Origin of the sequence: Microcoleus sp. CAWBG27 (genome assembly GCF_020883145.1) — a bacterium.
Classification (GTDB): Bacteria; Cyanobacteriota; Cyanobacteriia; order Cyanobacteriales; family Microcoleaceae; genus Microcoleus.
On record NZ_JAHREU010000103.1, the window covers coordinates 1 to 15,564 of the forward strand.

Below are 15,564 nucleotides of genomic sequence, written 5' to 3' on the forward strand. Positions count from 1 at the left end.
ACAATGATGCCTCCGGAATTCGCTAGCGACATCTAGGATTTTTTGAAAATTAGCCGATCGCTCTTTTGGGCGATCGGCTTGCACAAATTAGATTTTAGATTTTGGCTTTATATGAATACTCAACTTCCCTTATTCGAGAATTCTCCAGCGGTCGGAACACTCTACAGGGTTGGCGATCTTTTGAAACTGAAGCGAAAGACACCTCACACCGCCGGCCTGAAAAAGGGAGATATTGTCAAAATCGAGGGCATTCATCCGCTGGACGGAAGCTGCAAATTTTGGAACGAGCTCACCGAATCTTGGGGGTATCTTTACCCGGGTGAGTTTGCATTGCTTCCGGCCAACAAGATTGATTCTGTAACAGTAGATGTCGAGCCTGTTGTTACAGAATCAAATCCCCCCACAATTGATTCTGTAACAGTAGATGTCGAGCCTGTTGTTACAGAATCAAATCCCCCCACAATTGATTCTGTAACAAAGTTCGCATCGTCCATCTCTACTTACCGCCCGCGGGGAACGGCCCGCAGCGGGGAATACTTTCGATTTAGCTACCGAGATGGTGGCAAAGTTCGCCACATTCACATCAAAGGCGGCAACACTGACTCGCCGATCGCGCAGGCGAAAGTGCAGGAAGTGCGATCGCTTTTGGCGGCGGGAGCATCACCGCTGGAAGTAGCTGCTACTCTATCGCCTGCTAAGGAATGAAAATTTAATAAATTAAGCAACATTTCTCTCTCAATTATTGCCCGAGAAGTCGGTTGGTCTGAAGATGCCGAACTTATTTAAATTTCATTCCTAACTAAATTTTAGAAATTGACTTTAGCTGGGATTCTAGTTTTTTTATTTGTGCCTGCTGTTCCTGGACGGCTTGCACTAAGCAAGCCACGATGCAACTGTAATCAATCCCGTATAATTCCCCGTCGGCGCCTGTGCCCGAAACGGCTTCGGGAATTATTTCCCTTACATCTTGGGCAAAAAAACCTATTTTGCTTACAAAGCTTTCCCCTAGTTCAAACTTTTTATCTTTCGACTTGAAACCGCAACATTCATGATGTTGGTATTTTTGGGGAGATAAGGAGAGGATTGCTGCCAGCCCTGGGCTTGGTGAAAAATTTTTCTTCAGCCTCTTATCGGAAGTCTGAATGTAGGCCCCAGAAATATCAATGCGCGAAACCCTATTAGAGAGTGTGGGAGGTGAAGGTTCGTTACCAGGCAATCGAAAAAAATTAAATGCATCTCCCCCGCCAAGGCCCTACCGTGTACACACAACTCCTAGAAACCTGGCTGTGTCTGACACAACCTGACGTAGGCAAGGTTTTGAGATGAGGGAAGTTTTTATCAATAGTTTTAACTTATTGATAATGGTTGACGGGAAATCAAGGATTAAAAAAATAAATTTCCGTTTTTTTCCGTCATTTGATTTCCAACTCGACTTGTGTGTACACGGTAGCGCCAAGGCCGGAATAATTGCAAAATTCAGCTGTCCCAAATCCGATCTGAACAGAATTCCATGACATCGCAGCGGAATTCCCCGCCACGTTGGCAGTGGGCAGCGGCACTGACGTAAGAAGGGGTGCACCGGCTAGTCGGTATCGTGCGTCTCCCTCGGCTTGCAGCAGGTACTGAGCGTGAGGGTCTGCGGCCGCCAAATGCGCGTTTATCGCTGCCGCTACCTCAGAGTCGCGAGCGATTGCAGCAGGGATATCAGCATCAGTCAGTGCCCCTGCTAGTCGGTATCGCGCGTCTCCCTCGGCTTGCAGCAGGTACTGAGCGTGAGGGTCTGCGGCCGCCAAATGCGCGTTTATCGCCGCCGTTACTTCGCTGTCGCGAGCGATTGCAGCAGGGATATCAGCATCAGTCAGTGCCCCTGCTAGTCGGTATCGCGCGTCTCCCTCGGCTTGCAGCAGGTACTGAGCGTGAGGGTCTGCGGCCGCCAAGTGTGCGTTTATCGCTGCCGCTACCTCAGAGTCGCGAGCGATCGCACCGGGTACTTGAGGCTCAGTAATTGGGTTTTGCAGCATTAGATAATAACGATCGGCTCAGTGACGTTGATAACAGTGGGGGAGGAAGTAGCGCGCGCGACGATCGGCCCTTGCCAGCCACTTGGATCGGAAAAATACCCCCCAGGTAAAAGCTCGGCCTTGATACTCCCCACCGATAAATCGGGGGGATTCTTGATTAAGACCACAAAGGGACTCTCAAAGGCGTTATCAAAGCACCTCTAGACGCTCAAAACAACTACCAGTACAAAAGGTATTGCAATTGCGCTTACTTTTAAATTGTATGTGCTTGCTTTCGGAGTCCATCACTTTTGCCAGATAGGTACGCTTCACACTCTGCCGTTACTTGTCAGTTATACAGGCTTACTACGATCGTAGTGGTGGCTCACTGTGCCGGGATTTCTCCGATACTAGAGTGTTTCAACACGTAGATGGTTGTTCTTACTTACGATTTAATTCTTACATAACCTTTCAATTAGTTATGTAAAATATTGAAGGCGGTTGAAACCGCTGGCGACTTCCTCCCCAAGTCTAAAGCCTGGGGCTTCCGTCTCGTTCTTTGGTGAAAATGGTTGGAGATACGGTTGTCCCCAAATTAAAAATTGCATTTGCCGTACCCGCGTTGTAAAGCATTGCTCCTTTTCGATTTCTGCCAGGGCGATCGGGAGCGATCGTCGTTGTCGCAGTAGTCAGGGAAAAGCTAACCGTGGTGTTTGAGTTAGAGAAACTTGTCGGCTGTTGCTGTGAAGCTTGTGGGGAAATATTGAATAATGTCATTTTTAGAAATTTGCGATCGCATTTTTGCGCTGTTCTTCTGAAATTTCGATATATCGCCCGAGTGACGAAAGGCTCGCGTGACCGGATAGGGATTTAATCAGCCCAGGGCTGCAACCGAGGTTATCTAGCCTCGTGATAAAGCCCCTTCTCGCTGAATACAGGGAATATCCCTGATTTTCAAGGCCGGCTTTTTTTAATGCGCGTCGAAAAGCGCGATCGATCGCCTGCCGCGACAAAGGCTTCCCCGGCTTAACTCGGGACGGGAATAAATAGCCATCCTCCAAGCATTCATAATCTCGAAGAATTTTTTCCAGAGCAATGTGACAGGGGACTTCTCTGGTTTTCTTGTCTTTCCGTGTCGTCGCGCTGTAGATTATTTCCGAGCGCACGATGCGCCTAGATGGATTTACATAAAATTGCGAAACCTTGCTTTTTAGTATAGCCTCCGGTCTCTCTCCAGTGTACCAAGAAACAGCCAAGAAAACCCTGTGAACATCTGTAAAAAAATGTTTGCTGATTCGCTCGTAAATGTCTTGAGTCATTTTCGAGGCCTGTCCAAATCCATTAACTTTCACCTGTTGCCCTTTCCCTCTAAAAACAAGACAATCGACAACCTTTTAACACCCCTTTATACTCTAGCGCCTCAAACCCGTACAGCGAGGGAGTAGTTAAAACTTAAGAAGTTGCTCTTTTATCTAAAAGAGCAACTTCTTAAGAAAAAACGACAATCATATTTACAACAAAATCCTGCATAAACTGAGAATAGATTCCTACTAACTTGCTATCAATATGGCACCACACACATCAGGCGCCGGAGCTACTGTCTCGGGAACTTCTTACTCGGCCCCAACAGGGCCGGCCAGTAAGGAGCGTTATGTTTACGGCATTCTTGGGCTGCTCGAACAGGAGGAAAATCGGCTCTCGCGAGTTGCGGTAGACAGAACCGACAAAATAAGTATTACGGCAAACCTGTCTACTAAAAAGGCAAACATCGACTTATTGCTCAACGTAACCGCGAGCAATACCGCTAACGGTGTTTCCCAATACGCCGCAACCCATTACCTCGTCGGCTCGACTTTTACAAGCGGAACGGGTGGAAGCAGCTTGGCGCCAAACTTGGCACAGGCCGCAATGGAAGCTGTGATTGCCCTAAAACTCCTAGAATTAGACCTGGCTAAAAACCCTGACAAAATCACCGCCGTAACGCGGTGCCAACACGTGCTCAATAACAGCGGTGGCACAAATGCAACGTTTAGTGCATCGCTAGAATTCCCTATAGAAATTATCATTTTGCCTGGTGGCGGCTCTGTTATTGAAGGGAAAACTTACTTAACCTAACCAATGGCAGAAAACAAATTAGAAAACACCAGGACTTTTAGACGAACCGTCACGAGTGCCGATGGCACGGGAATCATTGAAATATTGAATTGTGCGGACGCATTCGCCGAATACAACTCGCTGGTTAATTCCCACCACTTAGGGAGAAGCTTCTACCTAGAAGCACTTAGTGGCGCGATAGATCTGCCTTCGTTCAAGAGGGCGCCTTACCCCGATATTTACCCGGAGATGACAGCAGCAGAAAAAATTGCTGCGATGCTTGCGATTGAGGAGGATTATCCTTTTGTTGGGGTGAGGTTTCACGCTCGAAAAGGCGGGGGAACTTGGTCAAACTTGGCAACCGCAAGGTTGCAGAATAAAGGAAGAGAGACGACAATTCCCTTTACAATTCCCTACCTTACAATCAATCAATTAAAGTTACTAAGCCCGGATGACAGGTTGGGGATATCAATAATTAATTATGGTCATGGCGTGCTTGGGGCAGGAGATTATATTAATTTCGAGGGCGATTTTAGATACGAGATTGATTTGATAGCCAAGCCAGTAAATAAGATTGTGGGAAGTGCCATCCCTTATGGTATTGACATCCCTTCAACAGCCCCGACTAGATTTAGGTTGGCTAATGCAAATAGGGCGATTTTCTACGCCACAAATACCGGGAATGCAGATATTTGGATTGCTGGCAATTCGAGCGTTGCGGTAGGTTCAGGAATTTATTTGGCCTCCAATGGTGGAGGGAACCTAACCGAGGAAACGCTGACAGGTGAACTTTGGGCGATCGCCGAAGGTAGTCCATCCCGGATTTCGGGAATAGAGGCGAGCTATGTCTAGGGTTTCGTCTAAATCGTCTCTGTCGCCCAGCGCCACAAGGGGGTCAAGTGCGATCGACCTCGGCAAAGATAGCGGCGTAGACATGGGTCAAAAATCTCAGCCCTCAGCGTCCAGCGGTGGAATTGGAGTCACCCGCGAAGTGGCAAATATTGGTGGAGTGTCAGTAACCGGGGGAGTCAGTGTGGATGTAAGCCCCATAGGGTTGGACATCAGCGGAAACCCCAATTATGAGGATCCTTCTAAAAGTTCGATTTCGATCGCTGGCAGCGCAGAGATTCCGGGGGGAGTAGTCGGACTTGGCGGGGGCGTCACTGTCAATACCAGTACGGGTCAAATAGAGGGCGGAAGTGTTAGCGGCGAGGTGGTCGGGATTGGTGTTGAGGTTTCTAAATCCTCTGAAGGCGTAGGGGTAGGATTTTCGGTGCAAATTCCGGGGACGCCGATTTCTATTCAGCTTGGTTTTGGGTTTCCTGAGAAGAAAGAACCAACACCTACGCCAACACCTACGCCAACACCTACGCCAACACCAACAATCTATATTCCTGATAATTTAAATATTCAATCTCAATGCCCGGATGGCGTCAAATGGACTGCAATGATACAGGCATGGAGGTGGCCCGCCGCCCTTCCCGTCTCAGGAGCTCTAAAAAAAATAGCAGAAGAATTTGAGTACGGTGTAAAAAACATGAATGGGGCGGATTATGTTGGCTACAACCCAAAATTCCCGTCAGATGCCGACAAGTCGTTTGGTGCTGGCAAATGGGTAATGTTTGAGAAGAAATTCGACGTTACTCTGCAAATCAATTCATTTTGGTTGTCTAACCGTGGCAGGACTTTTGATTCTTATATTGTCACAATTCGGCAGGAATATACTTACACTGAATATTTCCACAAAGATTATCAAGGATTTGGCGGAATGCCAGGAGAGGTTTTTGATTTCAAGGTTTCCCTGATTTCTATTCGCTCGCCACCTATATGCTCGGATGGATCTATCGGAGTTCCTTTCAATGAGCTTGTACTGCCCCCAGCCTTTTTTCCTGTTCCCCCCAATTCACCACCTAGAAAAGAAATGGATGAATGCTGTCGCGAATCCATCAAATTGATGCGCCAAATTCACAAAAGACTGGGGATTAGCAAGTTTCCCGGCGAGCTTCCTAGTACGATTATTCAAACAGTTGAAAAAGGTCAACAACCAGCAGAACCGCTCCAAGAGAAAATTGAAGACTTTGCCGATCTTTTGATGTGGATGTTCCAGCGTGATGACGAACGCTGGGGTCAGTGGCAAATTCAAATTGATGTTAAATACAGCGATTTAACAAAAGAAGGCGACCAGGGCAAACAAATTAAATTCCCAAATTTGGCAGAATCAATTGCCGAAATGGAGGGGCAAATCCTCAGTTTGCAAGCAAATGTAGAAGCCCTCGTCGCTTTATCAACTCGCAACTTGTGCGAGTCCGGAATGGGGCGCCAAGAAGCGATTAAAGCTTACTTGGCAAGCATGGCAATTGCCAAGTACATGAATTTCCCTTATGACGAATCGGACATTGAAATGCCCTCAACGTTTACCCCAAAAGCCGAGTCAATTGATGAACTCATCAAGGAAAGCATAATCCACGTCAAAGGCATTGAGTATACAAACAAGGAAACCCAGCGAGATATCTTAGGAATGAAAATTCAATAATTTCAGCATCTTTACGCCCGCTAGCTTTGCAGGCAAGGATTGAAAGTTCGAGATTGCTTAAGTTATTAAATTGCCATTCCTTATTAGATTTGTTGCAGGCTGCTGCAATCACTAGGGCAGTACATTGGCGGCAAGTAGACCCTAAAAAAGACATCAAATCGCAAATATTGGAATCAATCAAAGGAAGTGCTGACTTAAGCGAAAAACTAGAAAATCCTATAGCTAAAGACGATGACCCGAGTAAACCTAAGCACGTTAAAGATTGGGAAGATTTCCTCGATCAGGTAGAGGATGGATTTGGCTTTGAGACGGGAATTGAAGATGCCCAAACCCCCTACGGCCGATCCAGAGACCGCAGACCCCGCATCAGACAGATTGGCGACAACATAGGTCAAGCAGGTAAACCAAATGGCTGATGCAGTAAAAAAAATTGGGTTGGTTCTGCGCGATTTGGCTAGTCGCAAAATGCGCGAATCTTCGACGGGTGGCAACATTATCCGCACTTGGTCGGCGAGCGCAACGACGACTTCTCAAGATAAAGGACTCCTAGAATCTATTTGGGACGGTGCGACGCGATTCGTCGGTTTTCTGGTGTCAGGGGTTGTTCAATTAATTTCGTTCAGTTGGACTAAGTTGTGGAGTTGGATTGTTGGGGGTACTCAGTTTATCGCTAATTTTAACTGGAATATTTCAGACGAAGCAATCGACAAACAAATCCAGGGATTGTGGGACGCTTTTGGCGGCGTGTTGGGGGGTGCAGTAGGACGGGCGATCGGCTGGATTGGTTGCGGTTTAGTTCCGGCTGCTGCCATTATGACTTTCAATGAAGCGCTGGCAACTCACTTGCTAAAGGAAGTTGGCGAGCAAGCCCTGGACGAGCTGCTCGACGCTGCTGGTGAAGTAATCCAGGCTGGATTTAGGATGGGAGTGCAATCCTCATTTTTGTGGCTTTACAAAAATGTTAGGGGAGCATTGAAAAATCCAGCAAATCCGCTGGGAATTGCTCTTAGAGGTTTGTTTGGAAGCGAGAAAATAGACAAATGGGGAACGGGAGAAAGTTGGACAATTGCAGGCGCCATTGAGAACTCAATTGAGTCGATTCCCAATACTTTTTTAAGAAATTTTGTAGAAGAAGGCTTTGAAGAAGGCACAGAAGCTTGTATCGAGGCCGGTTACGCCGTCGCGGGCGGCATTGATGCTTGGCTGGCGATGCAAAAGGTGGCAAATAATTCGGTACTCGGTACCGATCGCACTATAGAAATCACTCCAGATCGATCGGTTCCCGACGAGCGCATTGTATTGTCTGGCCCTGAAGCAGTGATGAGGCCGACTGTTGTTAATGTTTTGGCGACTCACCAAATGCTCGGCAATCGAGACGTGGGAGTCCTTATCAACGGTACCCCCGTTGACGACTATGTGCGGCCTAGCTTCCAAGAACGCTATTTAATCATTGAGTTCAAGGAAAAGCAGCAGCCACCCTGGGTAATGCCGGACGGCAAACGGGCTCGCAAGCGACAGGTGACAATTCCCGACGCCAAACGCGGATTGACCTGGGACAAAATTAAGCTAGCCGCCAAGCAATACACCAGCGGGCAAAAGTTGGTGACGGCGCAACTGAACAACGGCCGCCAGATGCAGGTCTACGCCAACACAGAGAACGAGGCACTCAACAAAATAGAAGAGCTGCTAGCTTTATCTACTGCGGAAATAGTTCCCAACGGCGTCCGCGACTCCGGCTACACAAACCCAACTGCCCGGCGCACGCAGCAGCCTTACATCGTTTACCCGTCGAAAGCCGTTTTGGTGTGGCGCCGCCGCTCTGAGGACTTGCAAGGGCGAAACGATTTGTCTGATCGCGTTTGGGACGAGCAGAGGATCGAGATGGATTTGTGGACTGAAAGCGAGCCGGTAGACTTGGAACCGCTGGGATAACTTATTTGTAAGTTTTCAAAAGATACCGACGCTCGCGCTCAATTTGGGATTTGACTTCCTCTAAGGACAGTCCAGTTTCCTTTGAAAGCCGGTTCAGCAGCGTTCCCCTGGGTCGGTAGGTATAAGGCCGCCCAAATTTAGAGGCAGCCCTAACCATAGCTCTTTGGCTTGTTGTCCCCAGCATCGGGTAAATTATCAAGTTCATGTGCTTAATAAAACTTTACAATCATTGTCCTAAGTTAAGGTACTAAGGAACAACCCTAGGGTTGTCCGTAAAGTCCTGTATTTGAAATGACCTCTGCGTAAGGGTTTCAGGCTGTTGACAAGCTTGGGAGAAAGGGATTAGCTTGAGCAAAGACAACTAAGGTTTACAGATATGCCAGAAACGCTAAAAGTAGGGGATGTTGCTCCAGAATTTTACCTTTGCGAGGGAAACGACTACCGCAACAAGATCCCTGCTGTTGATATCAAGAATGAACCTATTTCAATTCGTGATTTTGACAAAAAATGCTTGGTGCTGATTTTTATCGGCGAGTCGCGAGAAGACTGGCAAGTCGGGCCAAGAATTGAATCTCTCAAAACACTTTCAACATTTGCCGACAAGTGCAAAGAATTGGGAGCCGAACTCGTAGCGTGCGGGATGAATGAGTACGGTAGGATGCTGGACTGCCTAGAGAAAGCCGAGGTTACTTTTAGGTTTATTTTGGCAAGCCACGAGACCCCAGTCATTCACGACTACAACGGTTATTCCGGGGTAGCGAAAGCTGTTACCCACGTGATTGCTGACGGCAAAATTCAGCAAACATGGGATTTGCAATATCCAAAATACTTCGACGAAAACCACTTTCAAGAGGTTTTGACTTACATCACTGCTAACAACCTGGCTTAAAGAGCAACGACTTGGCTTGAAGAGGCCACACTAAAATTGACCTAAAAATTTATGGGTTCTCAGAGTAAATACGACAAGAAAGTTCTTGTCTCCGTGCCAATCAAAGTTGCGACTTCTGACGCAGGCGTGGAGTCTGGCGCAGTAAACTACGCTTTTTGGACAAACATTCCGGCTGGTGACAGAACAACGTTGGGGCAGGTGGCAATTGCTACTCCAGCCGCTCCCCCTGTAGGGACTGTTCTGGCTAGCAGTTTTCCCAAACCGAGGCGGGCAAGCCGACGGACTGGGCTGAGGTTTACTTCCTCGTTTTGCGCTGTTGGTTTGATTACGGCGCTTAAGGTAGCTGGGTGGAGAATCAGCAAGCAAAAGGTAACGAGACCGCCGTTGCATACAGCAACTTTAAGACCTAATTCGTTCATTCAAACTGTTTACGTTACCTTCAACGGCATTAAATACGCTTGGCAACTTCCGAAAGTGACGATTACTAACGTAACTGAAGCAGTAATCGGGCAGTTGGGTATCAAGCTTGCTGTGCCTGGAGACTTTAACGAGCTTTGTTTCGGGGCAAATGCTCCCAAGCCTCCTAAAGCTTCAGTAACTATTGGCTCTGGAGAAGGTGCCGAAGCAACATCTAAAACTTTGTCAACTTTTTACGATCCGAGCGGAGCATTGCCAACAGGATGGACGCAAACGAAAGCACCAGTAATTGCCTTCGACTAATCCTTCCTGGGGATGAGCAATTCAATGCAACATTGAGTCAAATGCCTCCGGGTTGGGAAAGCACAGCAAACGCAAAAGGCTGCTTTGGTTTTGTTCCAGACGCAGCTATGGGCGGAGTCTTGAGGGGCGTTAGTAACGCTGAATTTCAAGATTACATTCTTGGCGGCGAATACGAGCAGCACCAGCAAAATGTGTACGGGGATATGTACGTACCCCCCGAGGAATCGGAATGGTACGAAAGCGACTTCAAAGGCGTCGAAGAATTTCTAATTGATTGGTAGATGACCTTTGGCGGCCCGTAAAGTTTGTCGGTGCAGGCGGATAACGAATGGAGCTTGAGTGATTAATGGCTTGGGTGGATTTAGGTACTGTCGAACCTGTACTCGTTTGGCAAGAAACCAGCGAAAGTGCCACAGACAGACAAAACTTAGTCGGGCTGACATACATATCCAACGGATCTATTTCAGAAATCGTATCGAGATTGCTCGTTCGCCGAGTTTGGCAAGTTGACGGGAGTTTGCCCGTCGAAGAACAAGCCACAACTGTTTATCCATCGACAAACAAAATCTTGCTTGCTTTGCCTGTCTTACCTGATGACGTTGACTTGGGCCTGGCTGTTTTCAAAATACAAGTAAGGCGGTATTACCGCTTTCGTAGGGCAGTAATCCAGGAACCCCGTTACTACATTCGGGTCGAGGTTGCAGGAGAGCAAGCAAATCAGCCAACCGAGCAGATATTGGAGGTTGTGAGTCAATTAGAAAATTTAATTGGCCCCAATCTTTAACACGCTCAAAATCATTCATTCAACAAGAGGTAATTGACTATCGCTCTTTCGTCACTCTCGTCATATAAAAACCTGGAACTTTTACACCGAGAGACTTTCCCCTTTTGAGCTTGAGGTATGGGTTCCTATCAGTTTGCGATCGCCAGATTGCCCATTGAGTATAAGTTTCATCAGTTGGCTGCAATTTTTATTTTTCTGGAGTGACAAAAGAGCGCTATGAACGCAGCATTTTGTCAGGCAGTCGTCGCCGCTTTCAGTGTGGCTTTTCAAGCCATCAAAAAGATTGACGAACAATCCGGCGGCTCTGGGGAAACCCAGGAATCGCTTACCCAAGCGATTACATCCTTAAACGATATTGCCAGCCGGATGTCTTCAGAAGTTCTTGATGTTGCGCCTGAAGTAACACCCGAAACTCCAGCCGCCTAGTTGAGGCTTAAGTTTCGTCATTAGGCTCGTCTGGGGCAAACTCTAGGATAATCCTGACCCGAATTTTTCCTTGAGCCCATCCAGACGAGCCAACTTTAAGTAAGTTGCAGCGGGCGCCAGTTTTTGTCCACAGGTCAAAACTATTTCCAAATAAGTAACTTCTCAAAAATCCTGCAATAACTTCCATGAAGTCGTGAGTTGTGTAAGTTTTGTCGCTGCGAGCGTGGAGAGTCGCTTCAGGGTCTGTCACGAAAAACACGTGGTTTTGTTCGCTTAGTGGCTGGTATTGAGGTTCCATGTGTGGGAAAAAATAAGACTGATTATCTTGTACAGCAAATCATGAACTTAACCTCAACTTTGTTAAAAGTGGATTTAGCCGTATTGAGTGTAATCCTAGGAATGGTTGTTGTTCTTGTTAAATCTCTGCGCGAAATGCAGCAAGAGGCTGTCCGGTCGGCAGAGGAGCGAACTGAAATCCGGCAAAATATTGATTTTTACGGCAAGCGACTTGACAACCTTGAGAACTGGAGAGCCGCAATCTCGGAAATCAGGAGGCCGCAATAATGTCAATTCAAGTAGCAGAAAAACTTTTAGCCGATCCAAAGGCAGGGGTGGAATCGCTCTTAGAGGTTCTCACTTGGTTGAACAAAGATATTGACAGCCTTCGTGCTAGAAAAAAATGCGCGCAGAGTCAAGTTCTGATCGACGAAATTGCCAAAGAGATAAGCGGAAATGAATCTGCGGTGGAGAAAGTCACACGGAGAATTTTAGAGAAATGCAGCTAACTTTTACTATGGGCTTAAAGGTTGCCACTGAGCTTTTGTACGGAAACCTCCAACTTGTCTATCCCGACGGAAAGCCGATCGACTACGTTGCGACTTCCGGCTGCGCGGGCTGGCAACAGCCGGGGGACGAATGGGAACGAGCAAAGGGCCCGATTCCTGAGGGGTTTGACTATGAAATCCCTACAATCCCTTATTGGTCGGACACTCGTGGCATTGAAGGGCTGTTTTTCCACATCACTCCCGACCCTGTTCTTTCTCCCAGCGGGGGAACTCGATCAGAGTTTGGGATTCATTTCGATGCCAACGTTCCGGGCTCTGCTGGGTGCATCGTGCTAAAGAATCGTTCGGGCTGGGAGAAGTTTTGCCAAAGGATGGAGGCGATCGCGCGATCGGGCATCCAGTCTGTCCCTCTAAAAGTGGCTTACTCGTAGTTGCTGGGGATTCAATTTAACGTCATTTTATGAATGCAGGCAGAGGGTATAATTTTTGACTGCAATATAGTAGGAGTATCAGATACTTCAGTTCTGCCTTCGGACAACTACTTATCTGACTAAGGAGGCGAAAGTCGTTTTAACGTTAAACGGCGATGTGTTATCGTTTTGTGCAAGCTTGACCATCGAATCCAACCCTGGTTCGCCGAGGCGGAGGTAAGCGGACTAAGCGAAAGTCGCTCTACCGAGATGCTAAAGCACCGGAAGGTCGGTTGGCTACCAAAACAGCAGCAGCGATGGTAGCATGAGCTGCATACCGTTTCTTTCAAACGTTGAAGCATCAAGCATCTAAACGTGGATGTATTGTAGTAGACGTAATGGAAGAATATAGATCTAAAAGCTGTTGAAAGTGTGGACAGAGCCACACAAAATTACCAGGTAACAAACAATTTGTTGCCCCTGAATGCGGTCACGCAATTGGTCGTGACATAAATGGCGCCTTTAACAAAATGTTAAAGGCTTTGAGAGATACCTCCGCGTAGTCGTGAGATTGCATCTTACCACATCGCGCCATACACAGTAGAGGCTGATTGCCAGCCTCTACTGGGTTAAATGTATCTGTCCACTATATATATAGGGCATATGGGATGAAACATCACGCTTGTATTGCAATAGGCATCAATCAATATCAGTTACTCCAGCCTTTGAGTTATGCACAAGAGGATGCAGAGGCACTTTACGGTTTTTTGACTGAGGAGGCTGGTTTTGCGCCGGATGGATGTCTGTTGATGACGGATAGCTCGCCGTCGCTGTGGGGTCAATCTACGTATCCGAATCGGGAAAATATTCTGAAATTGACCGAAAGCCTCTGTGCGGAACATCTACAACATGGAGATGTATTGTGGTGTTTTTTTAGCGGCTACGGTGTTAGCTATGAAGGCAAGGATTACTTGATGCCTGTTGATGGCAATCCGGCTGACATTCAGGGTACGGGGATTCCGGTAGAGTTGCTGTTAAATACTCTGAAAAATGCTCCTACCGAAACGGTGTTGGTGTTGGTGGATATGAACCGCAGCCAGACAGTGAAGGCGGGAGAAACGATCGGCACTCAAACGGCAGAGCTGGCCCGGGAACTGGAAATCCCGACGGTGCTTTCTTGCCGCCCGAATCAAGTTTCGCGCGAAACTTCTGCTCTGCGTCAAGGATTTTTTACGACGGCGCTTTTAGAGGGGCTGCGATCGGGACAGTGCATGACGCTTAAGGGTTTAGACCGTTTCTTGAGCGATCGGCTACCGGAGCTGTGCGACCACCATTTGCGTCCCAAACAAGAACCTTTGATGGTGGTGAATCCTCCTGGAAAGGCTCATTTGGTGATTTTGCCTGATGCTGCTGGGGTGCCGACTTCTGCATTGGCAGGACGCAACGGCAATATGGCGGTTGCGATGGCTGATGGGATCGATCGCCCGCAAATGGTTGCGGCTACTGCTCAAATGGAGGTGCCCGAGGCAACTCGCAACGCGGTTGATGCGTCGGTTGAGAGAACTCCTGTATCGCAGCCGAATGCTGTCAGACCAGGAAGCGGTGGGGGGGGCGATCGACCGAACTCGCAACAGCCCGAGGATACGGATAACGGGGGATCGGATAAGTCATTTTTACAGCAGTTAGTTTTGTGGAGTGGAGCTACCGCTTTGGTACTGCTGTTTGGTGTTTTTCTGACGAACAGATCAATTTTTATTGGTCAGCAGGAAGGAGATCCTCGATCGCCTGCTGAGAATGCCCAAAACCCCGGGACTCAAAAATCTGCTGGTGGTGGAGTGGCGCAGAACCAACCGCGCGCGGTACAAGCAGCGACTGATAGCAAGCAGCCTCCCTCAAGCCAGCAGGTTTGGGCTGAGGCAAAAACTTTCCTCAAGGATGGTTCGGCTTCTAGTTTTAATCGAGCGGTGGTTAAGGCTCGAACGATTCCGCCTAGCGATCCGCTCTACCCGCAGGCTCAGCAGGATATTGAGCGCTGGAGTTTGGTGATTTTGGATATTGCTAACGGGCGGGCTGCTAGGGGCAATTTCTCTGGGGCGATCGGTGCGGCTAAATTGATGCCTGATGTGAATCAGGCGGTTTACAATCAGTCGAAACAGGCGATCGCTCAGTGGGAGGAGCTATCCAAAGAGCAGGATGTCAATGCTGCTTTGCTATCGGCGGCTGCGAGTCAAATTAAGCGGGGGGCTGCGTCTTCCTACAGTAAAGGCATCCAGCAAGCGAATAAAATTCAGCCCGGTCAGCCAAAGCATGAAGAAGCTCAGCAGTTGATTGGAGAGTGGAGCGGAGCTATTCTCAAAATTGCTCAGTTGCGTGCCTCTCAAGGAAAATTGAAAGAGGCAGTTGAAGCTGCTTCCCTGGTGCCGTCGGGTACCAAGAGTTATGAGCCGGCTCAAAAGGCGATCGCCAATTGGAAAACTAAGCTGCAACGGCAGAAAAAAAATTGATTTAGCTAGTTCGGCCCGAATCCCCACCCCATATTGTTTACAGATTGGGGTGGGATGAAAGCCAGGTTGATTGAGGTGGGATGGCTGAGCAATCCCGTAGGGTTCGGAAGCCATCACCGCCGAAATCGACAATCTTTGATATCATTGAACCACAGTGGGGCTGGGCGTGTTCCTCACTATAAAACGCCGTAGAGAGAAACAGTTTGGAGTATCTCGAAGGAAGATCTAGATATCCTTTACAGGACTCAGATGCCCAAACTATATTGCTTGCAATTAGTGTGGGAGCGTCACTGCAATGATATAATATTGGCATGGAAAAGCAAGTGTTGACGATAGTTTGTAAGATTAACCCCACTCCTCAACAGGTTGCCAAAATAGAGACAACCCTCCAGGCGTTTGCGGATGCTTGCAACTACATCAACGAGGTCGTAGAACCCAAGATTACCCACAACGTAACCATTCAAAACCAGGTTTACGGTGAGGTGAG

At 47.9% G+C, this 15,564-nt stretch carries 19 protein-coding genes; 14 read left to right on the top strand and 5 right to left on the bottom strand.

Going from position 1 to position 15,564, the window contains the following annotated elements; translation table 11 throughout:
* The first annotated feature begins 42 nt into the window (after nt 1-42).
* Nucleotides 43-705 carry a hypothetical protein gene (locus QZ938_RS30980; RefSeq protein ID WP_293355944.1) on the top strand — a complete coding sequence of 221 codons (663 nt, stop codon included), beginning with the start codon at nt 43-45 and terminating at the stop codon, nt 703-705.
* A gap of 94 nt (nt 706-799) precedes the next feature.
* Here the strand turns inward: QZ938_RS30980 and QZ938_RS30985 are convergent, their stop codons facing one another.
* The 4 genes from QZ938_RS30985 to QZ938_RS31000 all read right to left on the bottom strand — a co-directional run bounded on the left by QZ938_RS30985 (nt 800) and on the right by QZ938_RS31000 (nt 3,319).
* The gene (locus QZ938_RS30985) at nt 800-1,216 is read right to left on the bottom strand and encodes a tail fiber domain-containing protein (RefSeq protein WP_293355941.1); all 417 of its coding nucleotides are present in this window, start codon (nt 1,214-1,216) and stop codon (nt 800-802) included.
* 196 nt (nt 1,217-1,412) lie between these two features.
* Nucleotides 1,413-2,021, bottom strand: coding sequence for a hypothetical protein (locus QZ938_RS30990; protein ID WP_293355938.1), 609 nt, complete (start codon nt 2,019-2,021; stop codon nt 1,413-1,415).
* Between the two features lie 510 nt (nt 2,022-2,531).
* Nucleotides 2,532-2,777: a hypothetical protein gene (locus QZ938_RS30995; protein WP_293158297.1), complete on the bottom strand. Its 246-nt coding sequence runs from the start codon at nt 2,775-2,777 to the stop codon at nt 2,532-2,534.
* Between the two features lie 2 nt (nt 2,778-2,779).
* Complete coding sequence (locus tag QZ938_RS31000; protein WP_293158294.1) at nt 2,780-3,319, bottom strand: tyrosine-type recombinase/integrase; 540 nt, start codon at nt 3,317-3,319, stop codon at nt 2,780-2,782.
* 247 nt (nt 3,320-3,566) lie between these two features.
* Here QZ938_RS31000 and QZ938_RS31005 point away from each other — a divergent pair, with 247 nt between their 5' ends.
* The 10 genes from QZ938_RS31005 to QZ938_RS31050 all read left to right on the top strand — a co-directional run bounded on the left by QZ938_RS31005 (nt 3,567) and on the right by QZ938_RS31050 (nt 11,378).
* Nucleotides 3,567-4,115 (top strand): hypothetical protein, encoded by a 549-nt coding sequence (locus QZ938_RS31005; protein WP_293355935.1) that lies wholly within the window; start codon nt 3,567-3,569, stop codon nt 4,113-4,115.
* A gap of 3 nt (nt 4,116-4,118) precedes the next feature.
* Nucleotides 4,119-4,946: a hypothetical protein gene (locus QZ938_RS31010; protein WP_293158288.1), complete on the top strand. Its 828-nt coding sequence runs from the start codon at nt 4,119-4,121 to the stop codon at nt 4,944-4,946.
* Nucleotides 4,939-6,627: a hypothetical protein gene (locus QZ938_RS31015; protein ID WP_293158285.1), complete on the top strand. Its 1,689-nt coding sequence runs from the start codon at nt 4,939-4,941 to the stop codon at nt 6,625-6,627. The genes QZ938_RS31010 and QZ938_RS31015 overlap by 8 nt, the downstream gene beginning before the upstream one ends.
* A 53-nt stretch (nt 6,628-6,680) precedes the next feature.
* Nucleotides 6,681-7,043 (top strand): hypothetical protein, encoded by a 363-nt coding sequence (locus QZ938_RS31020; RefSeq protein WP_293158282.1) that lies wholly within the window; start codon nt 6,681-6,683, stop codon nt 7,041-7,043.
* Entirely contained in the window at nt 7,036-8,559 is a 1,524-nt protein-coding gene (locus QZ938_RS31025) for a hypothetical protein (RefSeq protein ID WP_293355932.1), read from the top strand. The genes QZ938_RS31020 and QZ938_RS31025 overlap by 8 nt, the downstream gene beginning before the upstream one ends.
* 376 nt (nt 8,560-8,935) lie before the next feature.
* Nucleotides 8,936-9,448, top strand: a complete 513-nt coding sequence (locus QZ938_RS31030; protein ID WP_293355930.1) for a hypothetical protein — start codon at nt 8,936-8,938, stop codon at nt 9,446-9,448.
* Between the two features lie 51 nt (nt 9,449-9,499).
* The gene (locus QZ938_RS31035; protein ID WP_293355927.1) at nt 9,500-10,168 is read left to right on the top strand and encodes a hypothetical protein; all 669 of its coding nucleotides are present in this window, start codon (nt 9,500-9,502) and stop codon (nt 10,166-10,168) included.
* 41 nt (nt 10,169-10,209) lie between these two features.
* Nucleotides 10,210-10,449 (top strand): hypothetical protein, encoded by a 240-nt coding sequence (locus QZ938_RS31040; protein WP_293355924.1) that lies wholly within the window; start codon nt 10,210-10,212, stop codon nt 10,447-10,449.
* Between the two features lie 65 nt (nt 10,450-10,514).
* Nucleotides 10,515-10,952: a hypothetical protein gene (locus tag QZ938_RS31045; RefSeq protein WP_293355921.1), complete on the top strand. Its 438-nt coding sequence runs from the start codon at nt 10,515-10,517 to the stop codon at nt 10,950-10,952.
* 216 nt (nt 10,953-11,168) lie between these two features.
* On the top strand, nt 11,169-11,378 hold the full coding sequence (locus QZ938_RS31050) for a hypothetical protein (RefSeq protein ID WP_293355919.1): 210 nt from the start codon (nt 11,169-11,171) through the stop codon (nt 11,376-11,378).
* 7 nt (nt 11,379-11,385) lie between these two features.
* Here QZ938_RS31050 and QZ938_RS31055 read toward each other — a convergent pair whose 3' ends face one another.
* Nucleotides 11,386-11,676 (bottom strand): KGK domain-containing protein, encoded by a 291-nt coding sequence (locus QZ938_RS31055; RefSeq protein WP_293365678.1) that lies wholly within the window; start codon nt 11,674-11,676, stop codon nt 11,386-11,388.
* A 265-nt stretch (nt 11,677-11,941) separates the two neighbouring features.
* Between QZ938_RS31055 and QZ938_RS31060 the strand changes: the two genes are divergently transcribed.
* The 3 genes from QZ938_RS31060 to QZ938_RS31070 all read left to right on the top strand — a co-directional run bounded on the left by QZ938_RS31060 (nt 11,942) and on the right by QZ938_RS31070 (nt 15,077).
* Nucleotides 11,942-12,163: a hypothetical protein gene (locus QZ938_RS31060; RefSeq protein WP_293355910.1), complete on the top strand. Its 222-nt coding sequence runs from the start codon at nt 11,942-11,944 to the stop codon at nt 12,161-12,163.
* The gene (locus QZ938_RS31065; RefSeq protein WP_293355907.1) at nt 12,154-12,594 is read left to right on the top strand and encodes a hypothetical protein; all 441 of its coding nucleotides are present in this window, start codon (nt 12,154-12,156) and stop codon (nt 12,592-12,594) included. Before QZ938_RS31060 ends, QZ938_RS31065 begins: the two co-directional genes overlap by 10 nt.
* 647 nt (nt 12,595-13,241) lie before the next feature.
* A complete protein-coding gene (locus tag QZ938_RS31070; RefSeq protein ID WP_293158369.1) occupies nt 13,242-15,077 on the top strand; it encodes a caspase family protein in 1,836 nt (611 codons plus the stop codon).
* Nucleotides 15,078-15,564: the final 487 nt, after the last annotated feature.